This is a genomic window from Campylobacter sp. LH-2024 (assembly GCF_048270605.1).
Lineage (GTDB): Bacteria > Campylobacterota > Campylobacteria > Campylobacterales > Campylobacteraceae > Campylobacter_D > Campylobacter_D molothri.
This window is the reverse complement of sequence record NZ_CP168139.1, coordinates 940,480-956,911: the sequence shown is the minus strand read 5'-3', so window position 1 is coordinate 956,911 and position 16,432 is coordinate 940,480. Positions and strand designations below refer to the sequence as shown.

Sequence of the window (16,432 nt, the reverse complement as noted above, 5' to 3'; positions counted from 1 at the left end):
TTTTTTAGGTTAGCGTATGAGAATTTCTTTTTTATTATCTGGTATTTTATTTTTTAGTGCATGTTCTATAAAAGATCCTATTATTGTAGATACAAATTTAAAAACCCAAACTCTTATGTTTTCGCAAAAATATAAAATATCGCAAAATAATCTTAATGCTATTGTTACAATGTCTTATTTAAATCCTGTTTTGGATTATTCTAGCGATAATGATATTTTTGCTTTTACGCTTACCCCTGATTCTTTTAACATAGATAGTTTAGAGATTTTTTTAAATAATAAAAAAGCCGATATTAAAGAACTAGATCCATCTTTTTTGAAATATTTATTACAAAATAATTACACAAAATATTTAGAGGCAACCCTTCCCAGTGAAAAAGCAGAAAATTTTGTTAAGGCTAAGATTTGTTTAAATCATTTGCCTTGTTTTGAATTAAATTTTCAAAAATATCCGAAATCTTTATACTATCGTTCAGAAGATGTCGATACACAATATAATTAGCCAATACTTTTTTTCCATAAATTCGGCTTTCTTGATAAGGAACTAATTCCATAGATAAAAAAGGTTCATATTTTCCATTTTTAAACATATCATCTTTAGCTAACAATCTTGTTACAAATCCTATACCACCGTTATAAGCATAAGCTATAAATAAAGGGGATTTTAATCTTTTTTCTAAATAATCTAAATGATGGTTTCCAAAATAAAAAGCTATTTCAGGCTTAAACATAAAATCTTGATCAAAATTTGGAATTTTTAATTCTTTTTCTCCGATATGATTAGCTAAAAAAGGCATAAATTGCATTAAACCTAATGCATAAGAGACCGAAATAGCTGTAGGAATAAATCTACTTTCTTGTCTAGCGATAGCTAAAATTAAAGCTTGTCTAGGAATATCATAATCTTTAATGTACTGATAATAAGGTGTGATAAAATAATGCTTTTTAAATTTAGATTTTCTCTCTAAAATATAAGCATAGATAGGTAAAGTTTCTTCAGTATCGAATTTTTTAGCTAATACATCTAATTGTGTTGCGTTAGCTTCAAGTATGGTTTTATTAAGCTTTTGCCATGCAAACGGATCTTGCATATTAAAATCATTTTTTTTCTTATTAACATTAATTGTTTCGATTTTAGGAAAAGCGGTGTGGGTTAATTCTTTAGCATAAAGGCTATAGATATTTAAAGAATTGCTTTGAGCAAGCATTTGTAAATCTTTTTCATCCTTTTTGATTAACCACATCCAAAAAATAGCATTATCTCTACCGCTTCTACTTTTAAAAGTTTGTGCAGCTTGTTTAAAAAATTCATAAGCTATATGATCTTTATTGTAAGTTAAGGCATTAATACCTAAATAAAATGCTGTATATTCTTTGGTATTTTTTGGATTTATTTGCAAAAGAGAATATCTAAATTTTGGATATTGCTTTTGAATAATAATGGTTTGAGCAAAATTATCAAAATCATTGTAATTAGAGATTTTATTTACAAAACTTGCATTTATGTCAAAATCTCCATCATCGGTTTTTAAGTATTTATAAAGCTTATAAAAACCATTTACATCGTCTTTTTCTTCCATATATTTCATAGGCTTGTTAGAATTAAAAGCAAGAAGTAAATTTGAAAAATCAGGTCTTTTAGAATCAAATTTTTTTGCCAATATATCTCGATCTTTATTACTTAAACTCTCAATAAAAGAAATAGAATTTAAACGTACGCTTTGACAACTTAAATTCGCATCTAAAATAGTATTGTTTGTATAAGTATAACATTGTATATATTTTGGATTAATATAGGGTTTAATAGGAATAATTTTCTCAAATTCTGTTTTTATTTTGCCAGTATAACGAAAAATATGAGATTTTAAATTTTCAATTTCTTCTTTACCCAAAGTCTTTTTTTCTAAAAGTCTATAAATATAATAATCTTTAGCTAAAGAATTATCTTGTTTTTTTAAAGTTTTTAAATCGTATTCTAACGCATTAAGATATATAAAACTTAAAAACAATAAGCATATTTTTTTCACAAAAGACTCCTTAAGATACCATCAAGAAAAAAGCTGAAAAATTGTAAAGCCAAAAGTATAATTAAGGGTGCTAAATCAATATTTCCTATACGTGTTGGAATTTTTCTTACTAAAGCATAAGCAGGATAGCTAAGCTTATATAAAATTTGAACAATAGGATTATATGGATCTGGATTAACCCAGCTTAAAAGTGCAGTAATAATAATAATCCAAGTATAAATATTAATAACAATGTGTAAAATTTGAAAGATAGCATAAATAAAAGAATCCATAATCATAATTTATATCCTCGCTAATTCATGTATAAAATTTTTTATATGCGGATAAAGATCGCTAAGTTCTGGCCCATGTATATTTCCTGTTAGAATAATCCTTAAAGGCATAAAGAAATTTTTACCTTTTAAGCCGCTTTTTTGTAAAAGATAACCTTTGAAATCATCATACTTTTCAAAAAGTTCTATGCCATTTAGAATTTCTTTTAAAATTTTACATTCTTTCTCAAATTCAAGATAATCTTTAGGACTAAAAATAGCATGAATTTTTTCTTTTAATTCTTTAATTGTGCTTGCTTCTTGAGTATAAAATTTTGCTAAATCAGCTAAATCTCTTGTAGAATTTAAAATTTCATTAAGCTTGGAATTTTCTAGCAATTTTATATGCTCCCGATTAATCTGTAAAAGTTTCTTTAGATCAAATTTAGCAGGAGATTTTGAGATTTTATTGATATCAAACCAAGAAATAGCTTCATTTATAGTAAAAATTTCACAAGGAGTTTTATTCCCTAAGATAAGAAGATAATTAGCAATTGCACTTGGCAATATTCCTTGTTCTAGCAACCATTTTACAGAAGAATGTGCCTCTCTTTTGCTCATTTTAACACCTTGTTCATTAAGAATGATAGGCAAATGCGCATAGCTTATTTTTTGATCATAGCCTAAGCTTTGGCGAATATGTTCTTGTTTAGGTGTATTTGAAACATGATCTTCCCCACGTATAATGCAAGTAATATTTTCAAGCATATCATCGACAGCACAAGCAAAATTGTAAGTAGGGGTTTTGTCAGTTCTCATAATAACAAAAGAATCAATATTATCAGGCTCAAAACTAAGCTTACCTTTGATGAGATCTAAAAATTCTATCGTTTTATTGGGTTTTTTAAGGCGAATAACAAAAGGTTTTTCACATTCTAAAATATCAATATCTGCTAATTTTTCACAAGTTCCATCGTATCGATAAGGTTTTCCTTGTTGTTTTGCTAATTCTTTTTTTTCTTCTAATTCTTTTTCTGTACAAAAGCAAGCAAAAGCTTTTTTTTCGCTGACAAGCTTTAAAGCCATTTGGCGATGAAATTTCAAATTCTCACTTTGTATGTAATATTCTTGCCAAGAAATTCCAAAAAGGCTTAGGATTTGTTTTATTTCTTCTTCTTTGCCTTCTATATTTCTTGCTTTATCAGTATCTTCTATACGTAAGACAAAATAAGTATTTTTTTGTTTAGCGCAGATGTAATTAAATAAAGCTACGCGTAAATTTCCTATGTGCATATCTCCTGTTGGAGATGGGGCAAAACGATACATTGTAAAACCTTGTATTTTGGATTCTCAAAAAACAAAATTATAACAAATAATTTTATACAGATATTTAATATTTACTTGATATAATTACTTTTATGATGTATTTATTTTTATCTTTTATTATTTTAGTTATATTTGGCTTAGTTAATTTATATATTTACAAGCGTTTGATTAATAAATTCTTACTTTTTAAGTATTTTAAAAAATTTTTCGCATTAATCTTTTTTGTGCTTTTTTTAGCTCAAATTGTTTTTTTAATCCTAAGAAGAGATGATTATCTAAGTGAGTTATGGTATGAAATTTTATCGATGAGTTATGCTCCAAGCTATTGTCTTTTTTTTATTACTTTGATACTTGATTTTTTTAGACTTTTTTTAATTCTTTCGGGAAAAGCTTATAAAAAGATTAATATCTTTATTCGTTTAATTTTTGAAATTATTATTATTTTAATTTCTGTATTTTTAATTTATATAAGCATTCATAATGCTCTAAAAATTCCTGAAATCAATACATTAAATTTGAAAATTAATGGCTTAAAAAAAGATCTAAAAATTGCTATTTTAACCGATATGCATTTGGGTAAAAATTTACATGAAAAATTTTTAGAACAAGTGATTAATAAAGTTAATTTTCAAAAACCGGATATGGTTTTTATTATCGGTGATTTAATTGATGCAAGTCCTAGGGATTTGAAGCCTTATATTTCAAAATTAAATGATTTTAAATCAACCTATGGGACTTTTTATACCGTAGGAAATCATGAATATTATCATGGAATTAATCAAGTCCTAGATTTGCTTAAAACTCATACAAAAATGAAAATTTTACTCAATCAAAATAAAGATCTAGGTTTTATTAATATTGCTGGAATGACTGATTTGGCTGGAATTGACAAAGGTTTATATGCTCCTAATTTAGAAAGGATAAAAGTAGATTTAAATACATCAAAGCCAAGTATTTTATTAACTCATCAGCCAAAAACAGCTTTGCTTTATGATTTAAGTGATTTTGATTTGATTTTAAGCGGACATACTCACGGAGGACAAATTTTTCCGTTTATGTTTTTGGTTAAACTTCAACAAGGTTTTGTTTATGGGCTTTATAGTTTAAGTGAAAAAACAAAATTATATGTTAGCAGTGGAGCAGGTTTTTGGGGTCCAAGCCTTAGAGTTTTTGCTCCAAGTGAAATTGTTATTTTAAATCTTAAAGGAGATTTGTAATGAATTTTTCAAGAGAAAGTTCTAAACTTTTTGGTCTTATAGCTAAATTTAAATTTCCAAAATTAATTCAAAAAAAAATCAACCAACTTTATGTAAGTTATTTTAAAATTGATATGAGCGAATTTGATCATGTTTGCGAATATAAAAGTTTAAATGAACTCTTTACAAGAACTATAAAAATTCCTCGCACCATAGAAAAAGGTTTTATCAGTCCTAGTGATGGAAAAATTTTACAATGCGGGAGTACTTTTTTAGCTGATGAAGAGCATTTTGCCTTTTCAATTAAAGGGCATACTTATAGTGTCGTGGAGCTTTTAAAAGATAATTTCAAATCTCATGAGTTGAAAAAAGGATTAGATTATATCAATATTTATCTCTCGCCAAGAGATTATCATCGTTATCATAGTCCTTGTGATATGCAAATTTTAAGCGCAACCTACACAAGAGGACTACTTTATAGTGTCAATGAAAAACATTTAAAATCCATTGGCAATCTCTACACAAAAAATGAAAGAGTAAGTTTAAAATGTCAAAATGAAAAAGGTATTTTTTGGCTTGTTTTTATAGGTGCGCAAAATGTTGGAAAAATGCGTTTTAATTTTGATGACAGTATTAGAACAAATGCTAAATTGTCTTATAGTTTTACCAAAGAATATGAGAATTTAAAATTAAAAAAAGCAGAAGAACTTGGATACTTTGAACTAGGTTCTACTATAGTATTGATTGCTCAAAAAGGTATATGGAATAAAAAATTAGAAATAGGGCAGAAAATTAAATTCGGAGAGAGTATTTCTGATTAATTTTTATGAGTTTTATTTGCCATTTGATAAATAAAAGCAAAAACTTCAGCTACTGCTTTATACATGTTAGGTGGGATTTCATCTCCAAGATCAAGTTTGCTTAAAATTTCGATCAGATCCTCATCTTCTTTTATAGGCACTCCATGTTCTTTGGCTAAAGAGATAATTTTAGCAGCACTTTCTCCTTTGCCACTTGCAAGAACTTTTGGTGCAGAATGCTTTTCTTTTTGGTAGCCTAGAGCGACAGCTTTTTTAATGGATTTTTTAATTTTGCTCATACTGTTTTATCCATCCCCATTTCAAGGTCTAAATTTTTAATATCCCTATTATCAAATTTGCTTCTTATGATATCACCTACAAAAAAATTAGCGCTTAAAAGTCCTGCTTTATTGATATTCTTTTTAAGCTCATGGGCATTTTCATAAATTGTTTTTCTAAATTCTTTATTTTCAGCCATAATATTTATGTCTATGTATTTTTCATGGTTTAAAGAAATTAAAATTTCTAAATCTCCAAGCTTAGCAAATTCAAGTTTTATTTGAGCAAAAAATTTATCTTTTTTACCTCTTCTAAACATAATTTTAGAGTCATTAAGATCTTCCCAAGAAAAAGGTAAATAGGTATTAATAGAATCATTTGCTAGAGAAATTAGTTGATTGATTTCAATTTGAGCTAAAAGTCTATTGGTCTGATTATAAACAGCTTCATTACCTTCATTTTTAGCCAAATTTGAAATTTGCAAAAGAGTGGATTTGATATCATGATGTAAAGATTCTGCTATATCTTGATCTGTTTTTGGCTTAATTTGAGCTAAATCCTTCATAGATAAATCAAGTTTTCGTTCTAAATTTTTTATTTCAGCTTGATTTATTTTTGTGTGTTGGATATGAGGTTCTAATTCTCTTAAACTTTCATTAAGTCTTCTTGAAAGATTGCTAAGATCTTTGCTCAGATTTTGCACTTGTTCTAGATCTAAATTTTCTACGATAAAGGCTAAATTTTTGATATTATTTTGCTTATTAAAAATTTCTTGATTTTGTGTATTGTTTAGAGGTATTTTTTGCATGTTATTTTCATTTTTTGTTTCAAAAAATTTAGCATTTTCTCTAAGAGGATTTTTTGTATTTTCTTGGTTAAAATTATTTTTATTGTTATCATTTTTATGGTCTTGAAAATTTTCCATTTCTTTTTTTTCATCTTTATTTGCTTTTTGATCGTTTAAATGTTTTTCTTGGTTATGTTCTTGTGTTTTATGTTTTAGTTCATCATCTTGTGTTTGTTCTTTATGTTTTTTTACTTCATGAGAATTTTCATTTTGAATATCTTTTTTATTTGAAATAAGGTTTTTTAAAATATCGCTTTCATCATTAGGCATTTTTAAATTTGATTTTTCTAAAATATTTTTTAAAGTATTTTCAAGTTTTTCAAATGCTTTAGCAGCATTTTTTAATATATTTGTATCCTGAATCATGATATTTTCTGGTTTATTTAAAGCTTTGAAAAAATCATTTTTTAAAGCTTTAATTTCTTTTGAAATTTTGTAAGCAATATCATTAATTTTATTTTGAGCCATGCTAGGATTTTTGGTGATATAATTTTTAAAATTTTCTATTTTAGATCCTAGCTTTAAAAGCGTTTTAAAAGAGCTTTGATCTAAAATTTGTGCATTTTCTTTCTTATTGGTTTGTAATATATTTTTAAGCTCTTTAAGAGTCTCTTTTGGGTTTAAATTCGCAGCAGCTAATTGAGCAATTTGGACGCTAAGTTTTTCATTGCTTAGACCCTTAATTGTACTTAAGAGAGAATAAAAACTTTTAGGTAGGCTTTCTTCATTTAAAGCATCTTTTAATTTTGCTTCAAAAAATACACCTGAATTTTTAAATAATGGAGCCAAATTGTTATTTTTAATTTCGCTTGCTGGTTTTAAAATTTGATTTAGCTTATCTAAAACTTGAGAAAAAACATCATCTTTTGCAAGTTCAGTACTTAATATTTTTAATTCATTAGCAAAGTTAGGAGCTAAGTTTAAATTTTTACTTTGCTTAAGCATAGGCGAATCAGGATTTTTTTGAGAATTGATTTGTTCTAAAAGTTTATTGACAAGTTCTTTGAGTTTTGTACTAGTTTCATTTTGGATAAGCTTAGAGATTATTTCTTCATTGCTAGCATCTTTACTTAGACCTAAATTTTGTTTTAGGGCATTTGAAAGCGCTTCTTTAGGACTTTCTTTAGAATTTGCTTTATCTTTTACTGGAGCATTATCTAATTTAATATCATTTTTTTGAGCATTAGCAATTTGACTTGTAAGTTGAGTATTAATCATCTAACATCACCATATTTCCAGGTTTTTTATTGAATTTTTTACTTAGAATATGAGGTCTATTTATGGTAAAGAGTATTAAAAATCCAAGTAAAGAAATATAAAACCAAATAAAACCTTTTGTATTAAAATATTGCATTAAAAAACCTAAAATCAAAGGCCCAAATAAAGATCCCAAAGAATAGCAAAAAAGAACACCACGTCCTAATTCTACACCTTTGTTTTTAATCACCAATACATCATTAGCCCTAGCCAATGCTAAAGCATAAAGACAAAAAATTCCCATACCCAATAAAAAAGATAAACAATATTGAATATATAAGCAAGGTTTAAAAAAAATAAATACAAGCATGGTAAAAAAACCTATACTTGAACAAGTAATAATAGCAAATTTTCTACCTAATTTGTCCGAGATAGTTCCCATAATAGTTTGGGCAAAAAAACCACCTAAAATTCCACAAAAAGTAAAATAAGATACAGCTTGATTGTTAAATTTTTGCAAAAGTATAAATAAAGGAGCCATTGAAAAAAAACCATTTATAAGAATTCCGGCTATAAAACTGGTTATGATAGCCAAAGGTGCGATATCAAAAATTTTCGGTATAGAAATAGGGCTTGAGGCTGGTAAAATAGGTTCTTTTATTTTGATTAGATTTAGTGGCAAAGAAGAAAATAAAATCAAAGCAGCACTTAAAATAAAGACATTATGTCTGCTTAAATTAAGAGCAATAATTAAAGTTCCTATTCCAAAAGAAAGATAAAATACTATTTCATAAAACCCTAAAATTCTTGAGCGAATAGCATTTTTACTTTTTTCATTTAACCAAGATTCTATTACCATTAAAAAACCATAATAACAAACACCTATTAAAAATCTTAAAATAGCCCAAAAAATAAGATTATTGCTAATAGTATGTAACATAGCTGAAATTCCAAAAATAGCACCAAATAAGCCAAAAGATCTTATATGACCTATTTTTGAAATAATTTTATGTGCACTTATTGTTCCAATAAGCCCTCCAATAAAAAAACAAGAGCTAATAATCCCCACAACCAAAGGGCCTTCTCCTCTTTCTTTAAGAACGACGCCGATTGAAGTAACAATTAAAGCGTTGCCAGCAAATAAAAAAGCCATGCTGGCAAAAAGTGCCGTCATTGATTTAATAATTTTTTTTGGACTCATATCTTATATATATCATAAAAATAAAAACGCAAATAAGCAGGCTTGAAATTCCACACAAATAGCTAATGATATGAAGCATTCCTTGTCTGTTTAAAAACAAAAAACCCGCAACTAAAATCACATAAGCAAAAATTTTTAATAAATTAAAAAATGTCGCAAAAAAATATATTTTATTTTTTGTACTGAATTCTAAATCGTCTTTTGGGATTGTAAATTTTATATTTTTAGGTAGATTTTTAATCTTTTTAAGAGAGAATAGAAACAAATTTTGATTTATTTGATATTTTTTTGCTTGAGAATAGATCATTTTTTTATAACTAAGATAAGAAGTCATAACAACCAATACGATACTAAAAAATGCTATTTCAAAGCTAAAAAATATATTCAGCTTAAAAGGAATTAAAAACAAAAAGGATAAAAAAAATATAATATGAATTAAAAATATAACCATAGCAAATGTTTTTTTATATTGCATTACTTATTTTTCTCTTTTTGGATAATTTCTTTTACTAGTTCATCGCGTTTTGCAAATTCTTCATAATTTTTTACTTGTTTTTTGTAAGCTTTATAAACATTAAGTATTGCACCAGAAATTCCCCAGAAAACCCCTAGCCAAAATAACCAAGGATAAGGGGTAAATTTTTGAAGTAAAAACCCAATACCAATGCCAATGAAAATAGCAACAACTATAGAAATTCCAAGACTTAAACCGTCTGCAGCTTCTATAGTTTTATGAATAATTTTTTTTCTTGTCATAGTTGTTTAAAACTTTCTTTTATTGCTTCTAAAGTAGTATCAATTATTTTATTATTCATTTTAGAGCAAATAAAACCAGTTTCAAATTGCGAAGGAGCAAGATAAATTCCATTTTTAAGCATTTTTTGATGAAATTTTGAAAAAAGTTTAAGATCTGATTTTAAGGCATCTTGATAATTTTCAACTGTTTTTTCTGTAAAAAAGTAGCCAAACATAGAACCTACATAGCAAGTTTGTAAAGGAATTCCTCTTTCAAGAGCTATTTTTTTCATACCTTGAGTTAGTCGTTTAGATAACTTAGCTAATTTTTCATACAGATCTTTTTTCTTTTTTGCTTTAGAAATACTAGCAATTCCTGCTGCCATAGCTAAAGGATTCCCGCTTAGAGTTCCAGCCTGATAGACTCCACCTAGAGGACTTAAAATATCCATAATTTCAGTTCTAGCTGCAAAAGCTGCCGCTGGCAATCCACCTCCAATAACTTTTCCAAAAGTAACAATATCAGCCTTAATATGATTAATTCCATAAGAGCCAAGATATGAGGCTCTATAACCACTCATAACTTCATCAAAAATAAGTAAAGTTTCGTTGGCTTTACAAATTTGTACTAAATCTTCTAAAAATTCTTGTTTAGCTGGAACCAAACCCATATTTCCAGCTATAGGTTCTATAATAACACAAGCAATATCTTGATGCTGTGCAAAAAGTTCTTTTACACTTTGAATATCATTGTATTTTGCAACTAGAGTAAATTTTGCAATTTCATTTAATACTCCTAAAGAACTTGGAGTATTAAAAGTAGCAGCACCACTTCCAGCGCTGACAAGTAAGGAATCAGAATGTCCGTGATAACACCCTTCAAATTTTAATATTTTATCTTTTTTTGTAAAACCACGCGCAAGACGAATTGCGCTCATCGTCGCTTCTGTTCCACTATTTACAAAACGAATTTTATCTAAATGTGGAAAATCTGATAAAACTAAATTTGCAAGTTCTGTTTCTAATAAAGTAGGGGCTCCAAAACTTGAACCTTTTTTAAGAGCATTTTGACAAGCTTTTTGAATATCTTTATCGCAATGTCCAAAAAGTAAAGGTCCCCAGCTTTGTACATAATCAATATAAGAATTTCCTTCAATATCAACAATATAAGCACCTTTACCATGATCAATAAATCTGGGTTCACTTTCTACATTACTAAAAGCTCTAACCGGTGAATTTACACCACCTGCTATTATTTTGCATGCTTGTTCAAAAGCTTTTTTATTTGTCATTTTTTACTCCTTTGGTATTTGTAGATTGCTGTTTTTTATTTTTGTTAAATTGGTTAATATAATTATATAAACTTACAATTTCTTCATTGGTCAATGAATAATTTGGCATAATAGATTTGGCATTTTTAGTTTGATTGAGTGAGTTTTTAAACTTTTCAAAACTAAGGTTTTGAATACTTGGAATTTTATAAGGTGTTTTAATTCCCTTTTTTAGATAATATCCTAAAATTTGCTCACTTCCATCATTTCCATGGCATTTTTTACAACTAATTCCTCTAGGATTTTCATAAAGCATTTTAGCGTATTCTCTTGGAGTTATAAAATCAGAACCAAAAAGAATAAGGGTTGTAAATAAAAACGTTATAAGGATTTTCAAAATTTAACCTTGCTAATGAAATTTTAATATGATACAATTTTTACTTTAAAAAAGTAATAAAATTTTATAAAAGGAAAGTAATGATTTTACTTGATGGTAAAGCCTTAAGTTTAAAAATCAAAGAAGAACTTAAAGAAAAAAATCAAATACTTAAAGAACAGGGCATGCAGACTTGTCTTGCTGTGATTTTGGTTGGAAACAATCCTGCAAGCCAAACTTATGTTAATTCCAAAGCTAAAGCTTGCGAAGCATGTGAGATTAAGTCTTTGGTATATCATCTTGATGAAAATACAACCCAAAATGAACTTTTAGCACTTATTAATACTTTAAATTACGATGATAGTGTGCATGGAATTTTAGTGCAACTACCTTTACCAAGTCATATTAATAAAAATTTAATTTTAGAAAGCATTATAAGTAGTAAAGATGTAGATGGCTTTCATCCTATTAATGTGGGGTATTTAAATTTAGGTTTAGAAAGTGGATTTTTACCTTGCACCCCGCTTGGTGTTATGAGACTTTTAAAATCTTATGAAATCACTTTAGAAGGCTTAGATGTTGTTATTATAGGAGAATCAAATATAGTTGGACGCCCTATGGCTACGATGTTTTTAAATGCTGGTGCAACAGTGAGTATTTGTCATATTAAAACAAAAGATTTAAAATTATACACTCAAAGAGCCGATTTAATTGTAGTGGCAGCTGGATGTGTGAATTTATTGCGTTCTGATATGGTTAAAGAAGGAGTGATTGTTATAGATGTTGGTATCAATCGTCTTGAAAATGGTAAAATAGTAGGTGATGTTGATTTTGAAAATGTTTCAAAAAAAGCAAGTTTTATTACTCCAGTTCCTGGAGGAGTTGGGCCAATGACTATTGCTATGCTTTTAGAAAATACCGTAAGATCGGCTAAAAATAGACTAAAATAGGAAAATTCATGATTTTTTTTAAAAAACTTTATAGATTTTGTCAATCTTGGACTGGGACAGTTATTATTGTTCTTTTGGTTATGTTTTTCTTTATGCAAGCTTTTGTAATTCCTAGTGGTTCTATGAAAAATACCTTATTAATACATGATTTTTTATTTGTTAAAAAATTCAGTTATGGTATCCCAACCCCACATATTCCTTGGCTTGAAATTCCTGTTTTACCAGATTTTAATAAAAATGGTCATTTAATCGCTGGGTCAGGGCCAAAAAGAGGGGATATAGTGGTTTTTAGGTATCCTAGGGATGCAAAGCAGCATTTTGTTAAACGTTGTGTTGGGGTAGGGGGAGATAAAATAGTTTATGCAAATAAAACTCTTTATGTAAGAATGCATGAAGGCGATGAATTTATGCGCTCTCATTATCCTAAAGACCTTGTTAAGCTTGGTGGAAAGATTTATGTTAAAGAGCCTTATAAAGAAAAAGGGATTCATTATGATTTAAAAAAAGATATAGAAAGTGATATATTAGCACATTTTGCTATAAATGATTTTGCTATGTCTCCAACCTATTTTAAAGAACTTGGAGAACAAGTAGGTTTTAGCGGAGGAAATGCTTATATTTTTGAAGTCCCTAAGGATGAATATTTTATGATGGGAGATAATAGAGATTATTCTTATGATAGTCGTTTTTGGGGAAGTGTTCCTTATAAATTTATAGTAGGAAAACCTTGGTTTGTGTATTTTTCTTGGGATGATAATAAAGGCATTGTTAGATGGGAAAGAATAGGAAGAAATGTTGATACTTTAGAAAATAATGATGCTTATATTCATGATTATGACGAAAATGACACTTTAGGTTAAAAACCATTGAAAATTTCTTAAGAAATTTTCAATATCTCTCAATACTTTATAATTAAATTTAAAGCTTATAAAAACCAATAAATCATACTTATTATTCGAATACAATTAATCAAATTTTCATTTTTTTTAAAAAATGAAAGTAAAAATATTTATTTGTGAAAAAAGTTAAAGAAAATCTTTGTTAAAACTAAACTAATTAATATAAGAGAAAAATTATAAGCAAAAAATAATTTACATAAATTTTATTTATCTAAATTATAAAAAAAATTAATTTTATAATTTTAGTTATTTTTTAGTATAATTTCAATTATCTTTAAATAATATATAATGTTTAAAGATATGAACATCTTTCAAAGAGTAAGTTTAAAGCTAAATTGGTTTCCTTGACTTCATCTTTCACTCTTTTAGCTTTAAATTAATCATTCTAAATTAAAGTTTGGTTTTTTAGCAATATTGTTTTTAGCAATATTGCTAATTTTATTTAAAAATCATAATTTCTTTTAATTGTTTAAAATTAAGATATGGAAAAAATTTTATTAATTTCAAGAAAGAAAGATTAAGTGGAGCGGGAAACGAGATTCGAACTCGCGACCCTAACCTTGGCAAGGTTATGCTCTACCCCTGAGCTATTCCCGCAAGTAAAGGCAAAATTGTAATAAATTTTTTATTCTTTGTCAAGGATTAAAGCTTTAAAAGTTCTATATGATCTCCTTTATGGTATTTTTCTATTTTCTCTTCACTTATAAGTAAAAATTCACTATTAATTAAAGGTAATATCATGCCTGATCCAAATTGATTATTATTAAAGGGTATGAAAAATTCATTTTCTAAATTTCCCAAAATAAAATTATTTCTTCCTTTTTTAATCTTTAAATCAACACCCATTTTAGCACTGATTTTAAAAGATTTTTCAAAAGTGTTATTAAGCAAATTAATAATTTTTTTAGCAAAAATAAAGCAAGAAAGATAAGCAGCCATAGGATTTCCTGGTAAAACTAAAGCTAATTGTTTATCTTTTTTGTAAAGTTTGCTAGGGCGCGCAGGCCGTGCTTTTACACCTTTAAAAATAGCCTTATAATTTAATTCATCAAAGGCTTTTTCTAAAAAATCAGCTTCACCCATGCTCGCACCACCAGAAGTAATCAAAAGATCAAAATTTGTTTTTAAAAGAGTATTTTTAATTATATTAAAATCATCTTTTATAATTCCAAGATACTGAATTTCGCAATAATTTAACATACTCATCAAAGACAAGGCATTAACATTATAGATATTTTCTTCATCACAAGTTTGCCAAGGTTCTTTAAGTTCATTGCCACTTGAAAAAATACCAATGCGAATTTTTCTCACAACTTCGATTTTATAAATTCCTTGAGAAGCAAGTAGTGCAATATGTCTTGAATTTAGCTTTGTGCCTTTTTTTAATAAAAATTCACCTTGTTTTAATTCTTCGCCTTTTAGACGTCTTGCATTAAATTGCTTAGGATTTTTTTTAATAATAAGTTTATTGTTTTCTAAATATTCATCCTCAACCATCAAAATTGTATCAGCATTTTTTGGCATTTTTGCCCCAGTCATAATTTTATAACATTCATTTTTATCTATTTCATAAGTTTTGCTATCACCTGCAAAAATAACACCTTTTATACTTAAAGCTTCTTTTAAATCCATATAATTAAAGGCATATCCATCTAATGCTGCATTATCAAAACTAGGTAAATTTTTCTGCGCATAAAGATCTTTTGCTAAAATACGATTTGTTGCATTTTCCAAGCTAATAATTTCAATTTCTTCTAAAGGTATGACTTCTTTTTCTATATCTTTTAAAGTTTCAAAAAGATTTTTCATTCTTCAAGCCTTGTAATTTTAGCCCCCAAGGCTTTAAATTTTTCTTCTAAATTTTCATAACCTCGATCCAAGTGATAAATTCGATGCACTTTGCTTGTACCTTTAGCAGCAAGAGCAGCAAGTATGAGTGCTGAAGAAGCACGTAAATCTGTAGCCATAACATCAGCTGCATTAAGTTCTTTGCCGCCAACTATGGTTGCAATATGTCCATTAAGTTTTATATCTGCACCCATCCTTAAAAGCTCACTTACGTGCATAAAACGATTTTCGAAAAGTCTTTCATCAATAATACTTGTTCCTTTTGCTTTTAAAGCCAAAGCCATAAATTGTGCTTGCATGTCTGTTGGAAATCCTGGATATTCACTAGTTAAAATTTCTATAGGTTCTATTTTTTTAGCCGGAAATAAGATAATGTTATCATTTTCTATTTGAGTTTTAAAACCCATTTGGTGGAGTTTTGCTAAAACAGCCCCTAAGTGTTCTGCATTGACTTTTTTAAGGCTAATTTGAGAATTTGTTATAGCTCCTGCACAAAGATAAGTTCCTGCTTCAATTCTATCTGGAATTACGCTAAATTCTTTGAAATTTAAAAGCTCTCCATCTGTACCATAAATTTCAAGCTCATTGCTTTCTATGCCTTTAATATCCAATCCTGTATTAGCTAATACTTCGCAAAGCTGTACAACTTCTGGCTCTTTGGCCACATTTAAAATTTTAGTTTTTCCCTTAGCTAAAGCTGCAGCCATAATAATATTTTCACTACCTGTGACAGTGATCTTATCAAAAAGAATTTCAGTGCCTTTAAGTTTTCCATTTGCAATTACATAGCCTTGTTTAATTTCTATATTTGCACCCATTTTCTCTAAAGCACTTAAATGCAAATCGATCGGTCTTTGACCTATAGCGCAACCTCCAGGTAATGAAACTTCACAATGTCCAAAACGTGAAAGTAGGGGGCCTAGTGTGAGTATAGAAGCTCGCATTTTACGCACAATATCATATTTAGCGATAGTTTGATTAAGAGTGGTTGTATTTATAATTGCTGTATTATCTTGAAAATAGGTATTTGCGCCTAAATTTTCAAGTAGAGATATTAAAGTTTTAATATCAGCTACATTTGGGACATTGGATATCTTTACTTCATTTTTAGCAAGTATAGTAGAAGCGATTAAGGGTAGGGCGGCATTTTTAGCGCCGCTAATTTGAACTTCACCTTCTAAAGAATCAACACCTTTAATTTCCAAAAAAGTCATATTTTTCCTTAAAAA

Annotated in this window: 17 protein-coding genes and 1 tRNA gene; 5 read left to right on the top strand and 13 right to left on the bottom strand. The window is 27.7% G+C overall.

The features are described from left to right. Positions 1–16: 16 nt before the first annotated feature. On the top strand, positions 17–502 hold the full coding sequence (locus ACD570_RS04860; RefSeq protein ID WP_417904182.1) for a hypothetical protein: 486 nt from the start codon (positions 17–19) through the stop codon (positions 500–502). On the opposite strand, the gene ACD570_RS04855 is transcribed toward ACD570_RS04860, so the two are convergent. The 3 genes from ACD570_RS04855 to gltX are packed head-to-tail and all read right to left on the bottom strand — an operon-like array spanning position 399 to position 3,604. Beyond that, on the bottom strand, positions 399–2,027 hold the full coding sequence (locus ACD570_RS04855; protein ID WP_200282199.1) for a lytic transglycosylase domain-containing protein: 1,629 nt from the start codon (positions 2,025–2,027) through the stop codon (positions 399–401). The genes ACD570_RS04860 and ACD570_RS04855 overlap by 104 nt on opposite strands. Next, a complete protein-coding gene (locus ACD570_RS04850) occupies positions 2,024–2,305 on the bottom strand; it encodes a YggT family protein (RefSeq protein WP_239820663.1) in 282 nt (93 codons plus the stop codon). The genes ACD570_RS04855 and ACD570_RS04850 overlap by 4 nt, the downstream gene beginning before the upstream one ends. Positions 2,306–2,308: 3 nt before the next feature. Continuing rightward, positions 2,309–3,604, bottom strand: coding sequence for a glutamate--tRNA ligase (gene gltX, locus ACD570_RS04845; RefSeq protein WP_239820664.1), 1,296 nt, complete (start codon positions 3,602–3,604; stop codon positions 2,309–2,311). A 92-nt stretch (positions 3,605–3,696) separates the two neighbouring features. On the opposite strand from gltX, the gene ACD570_RS04840 reads away from it, so the two are divergent. Both ACD570_RS04840 and ACD570_RS04835 read left to right on the top strand, forming a co-directional pair. Beyond that, positions 3,697–4,821 carry a metallophosphoesterase gene (locus ACD570_RS04840; protein WP_417904181.1) on the top strand — a complete coding sequence of 375 codons (1,125 nt, stop codon included), beginning with the start codon at positions 3,697–3,699 and terminating at the stop codon, positions 4,819–4,821. Next, positions 4,821–5,621, top strand: coding sequence for a phosphatidylserine decarboxylase (locus tag ACD570_RS04835; protein ID WP_200282209.1), 801 nt, complete (start codon positions 4,821–4,823; stop codon positions 5,619–5,621). The genes ACD570_RS04840 and ACD570_RS04835 overlap by 1 nt, the downstream gene beginning before the upstream one ends. Here ACD570_RS04835 and ACD570_RS04830 read toward each other — a convergent pair. The 7 genes from ACD570_RS04830 to ACD570_RS04800 are packed head-to-tail and all read right to left on the bottom strand — an operon-like array spanning position 5,618 to position 11,527. Continuing rightward, positions 5,618–5,899 (bottom strand): FlhB-like flagellar biosynthesis protein, encoded by a 282-nt coding sequence (locus ACD570_RS04830; RefSeq protein ID WP_200282211.1) that lies wholly within the window; start codon positions 5,897–5,899, stop codon positions 5,618–5,620. The two genes, ACD570_RS04835 and ACD570_RS04830, sit on opposite strands and share 4 nt — an antisense overlap. Next, positions 5,896–7,944, bottom strand: a complete 2,049-nt coding sequence (locus tag ACD570_RS04825) for a flagellar hook-length control protein FliK (protein ID WP_417904180.1) — start codon at positions 7,942–7,944, stop codon at positions 5,896–5,898. Before ACD570_RS04825 ends, ACD570_RS04830 begins: the two co-directional genes overlap by 4 nt. Next, on the bottom strand, positions 7,937–9,124 hold the full coding sequence (locus ACD570_RS04820; RefSeq protein ID WP_417904179.1) for an MFS transporter: 1,188 nt from the start codon (positions 9,122–9,124) through the stop codon (positions 7,937–7,939). Before ACD570_RS04820 ends, ACD570_RS04825 begins: the two co-directional genes overlap by 8 nt. Further along, on the bottom strand, positions 9,102–9,599 hold the full coding sequence (locus ACD570_RS04815) for a hypothetical protein (RefSeq protein ID WP_417904178.1): 498 nt from the start codon (positions 9,597–9,599) through the stop codon (positions 9,102–9,104). Before ACD570_RS04815 ends, ACD570_RS04820 begins: the two co-directional genes overlap by 23 nt. Then, positions 9,599–9,880 carry an AtpZ/AtpI family protein gene (locus ACD570_RS04810; protein ID WP_337202582.1) on the bottom strand — a complete coding sequence of 94 codons (282 nt, stop codon included), beginning with the start codon at positions 9,878–9,880 and terminating at the stop codon, positions 9,599–9,601. Before ACD570_RS04810 ends, ACD570_RS04815 begins: the two co-directional genes overlap by 1 nt. Beyond that, positions 9,877–11,151: a glutamate-1-semialdehyde 2,1-aminomutase gene (hemL, locus tag ACD570_RS04805; protein ID WP_337202581.1), complete on the bottom strand. Its 1,275-nt coding sequence runs from the start codon at positions 11,149–11,151 to the stop codon at positions 9,877–9,879. The genes ACD570_RS04810 and hemL overlap by 4 nt, the downstream gene beginning before the upstream one ends. Continuing rightward, positions 11,141–11,527, bottom strand: a complete 387-nt coding sequence (locus ACD570_RS04800) for a c-type cytochrome (protein WP_337198294.1) — start codon at positions 11,525–11,527, stop codon at positions 11,141–11,143. Before ACD570_RS04800 ends, hemL begins: the two co-directional genes overlap by 11 nt. An 80-nt stretch (positions 11,528–11,607) precedes the next feature. On the opposite strand from ACD570_RS04800, the gene folD reads away from it, so the two are divergent. Both folD and lepB read left to right on the top strand, forming a co-directional pair. Then, complete coding sequence (gene folD, locus ACD570_RS04795) at positions 11,608–12,456, top strand: bifunctional methylenetetrahydrofolate dehydrogenase/methenyltetrahydrofolate cyclohydrolase FolD (RefSeq protein ID WP_417904177.1); 849 nt, start codon at positions 11,608–11,610, stop codon at positions 12,454–12,456. Between the two features lie 8 nt (positions 12,457–12,464). Then, positions 12,465–13,316, top strand: a complete 852-nt coding sequence (gene lepB / locus ACD570_RS04790) for a signal peptidase I (protein WP_337202010.1) — start codon at positions 12,465–12,467, stop codon at positions 13,314–13,316. 561 nt (positions 13,317–13,877) lie between these two features. On the opposite strand, the gene ACD570_RS04785 is transcribed toward lepB, so the two are convergent. The 3 genes from ACD570_RS04785 to murA all read right to left on the bottom strand — a co-directional run bounded on the left by ACD570_RS04785 (position 13,878) and on the right by murA (position 16,417). Continuing rightward, positions 13,878–13,952: transfer RNA gene (locus ACD570_RS04785), tRNA-Gly, on the bottom strand. 45 nt (positions 13,953–13,997) lie between these two features. Next, positions 13,998–15,164 (bottom strand): molybdopterin molybdotransferase MoeA, encoded by a 1,167-nt coding sequence (locus ACD570_RS04780; RefSeq protein ID WP_337207116.1) that lies wholly within the window; start codon positions 15,162–15,164, stop codon positions 13,998–14,000. Further along, positions 15,161–16,417, bottom strand: a complete 1,257-nt coding sequence (gene murA / locus ACD570_RS04775) for a UDP-N-acetylglucosamine 1-carboxyvinyltransferase (RefSeq protein WP_337207114.1) — start codon at positions 16,415–16,417, stop codon at positions 15,161–15,163. Before murA ends, ACD570_RS04780 begins: the two co-directional genes overlap by 4 nt. Between the last annotated feature and the right edge of the window lie 15 nt (positions 16,418–16,432).

Bases quoted from the DNA above. Each gene is read 5' to 3' on its own strand.
- ACD570_RS04860 (WP_417904182.1), top strand. From the start codon at position 17: ATGAGAATTTCTTTTTTATTATCTGGTATTTTATTTTTTAGTGCATGT.
- murA (WP_337207114.1), bottom strand. From the start codon at position 16,417: ATGACTTTTTTGGAAATTAAAGGTGTTGATTCTTTAGAAGGTGAAGTT.
- ACD570_RS04840 (WP_417904181.1), top strand. From the start codon at position 3,697: ATGATGTATTTATTTTTATCTTTTATTATTTTAGTTATATTTGGCTTA.
- ACD570_RS04810 (WP_337202582.1), bottom strand. From the start codon at position 9,880: ATGACAAGAAAAAAAATTATTCATAAAACTATAGAAGCTGCAGACGGT.
- folD (WP_417904177.1), top strand. From the start codon at position 11,608: ATGATTTTACTTGATGGTAAAGCCTTAAGTTTAAAAATCAAAGAAGAA.
- ACD570_RS04825 (WP_417904180.1), bottom strand. From the start codon at position 7,944: ATGATTAATACTCAACTTACAAGTCAAATTGCTAATGCTCAAAAAAAT.
- lepB (WP_337202010.1), top strand. From the start codon at position 12,465: ATGATTTTTTTTAAAAAACTTTATAGATTTTGTCAATCTTGGACTGGG.
- ACD570_RS04850 (WP_239820663.1), bottom strand. From the start codon at position 2,305: ATGATTATGGATTCTTTTATTTATGCTATCTTTCAAATTTTACACATT.
- ACD570_RS04835 (WP_200282209.1), top strand. From the start codon at position 4,821: ATGAATTTTTCAAGAGAAAGTTCTAAACTTTTTGGTCTTATAGCTAAA.
- ACD570_RS04780 (WP_337207116.1), bottom strand. From the start codon at position 15,164: ATGAAAAATCTTTTTGAAACTTTAAAAGATATAGAAAAAGAAGTCATA.
- ACD570_RS04815 (WP_417904178.1), bottom strand. From the start codon at position 9,599: ATGCAATATAAAAAAACATTTGCTATGGTTATATTTTTAATTCATATT.
- gltX (WP_239820664.1), bottom strand. From the start codon at position 3,604: ATGTATCGTTTTGCCCCATCTCCAACAGGAGATATGCACATAGGAAAT.
- ACD570_RS04820 (WP_417904179.1), bottom strand. From the start codon at position 9,124: ATGAGTCCAAAAAAAATTATTAAATCAATGACGGCACTTTTTGCCAGC.
- hemL (WP_337202581.1), bottom strand. From the start codon at position 11,151: ATGACAAATAAAAAAGCTTTTGAACAAGCATGCAAAATAATAGCAGGT.
- ACD570_RS04830 (WP_200282211.1), bottom strand. From the start codon at position 5,899: ATGAGCAAAATTAAAAAATCCATTAAAAAAGCTGTCGCTCTAGGCTAC.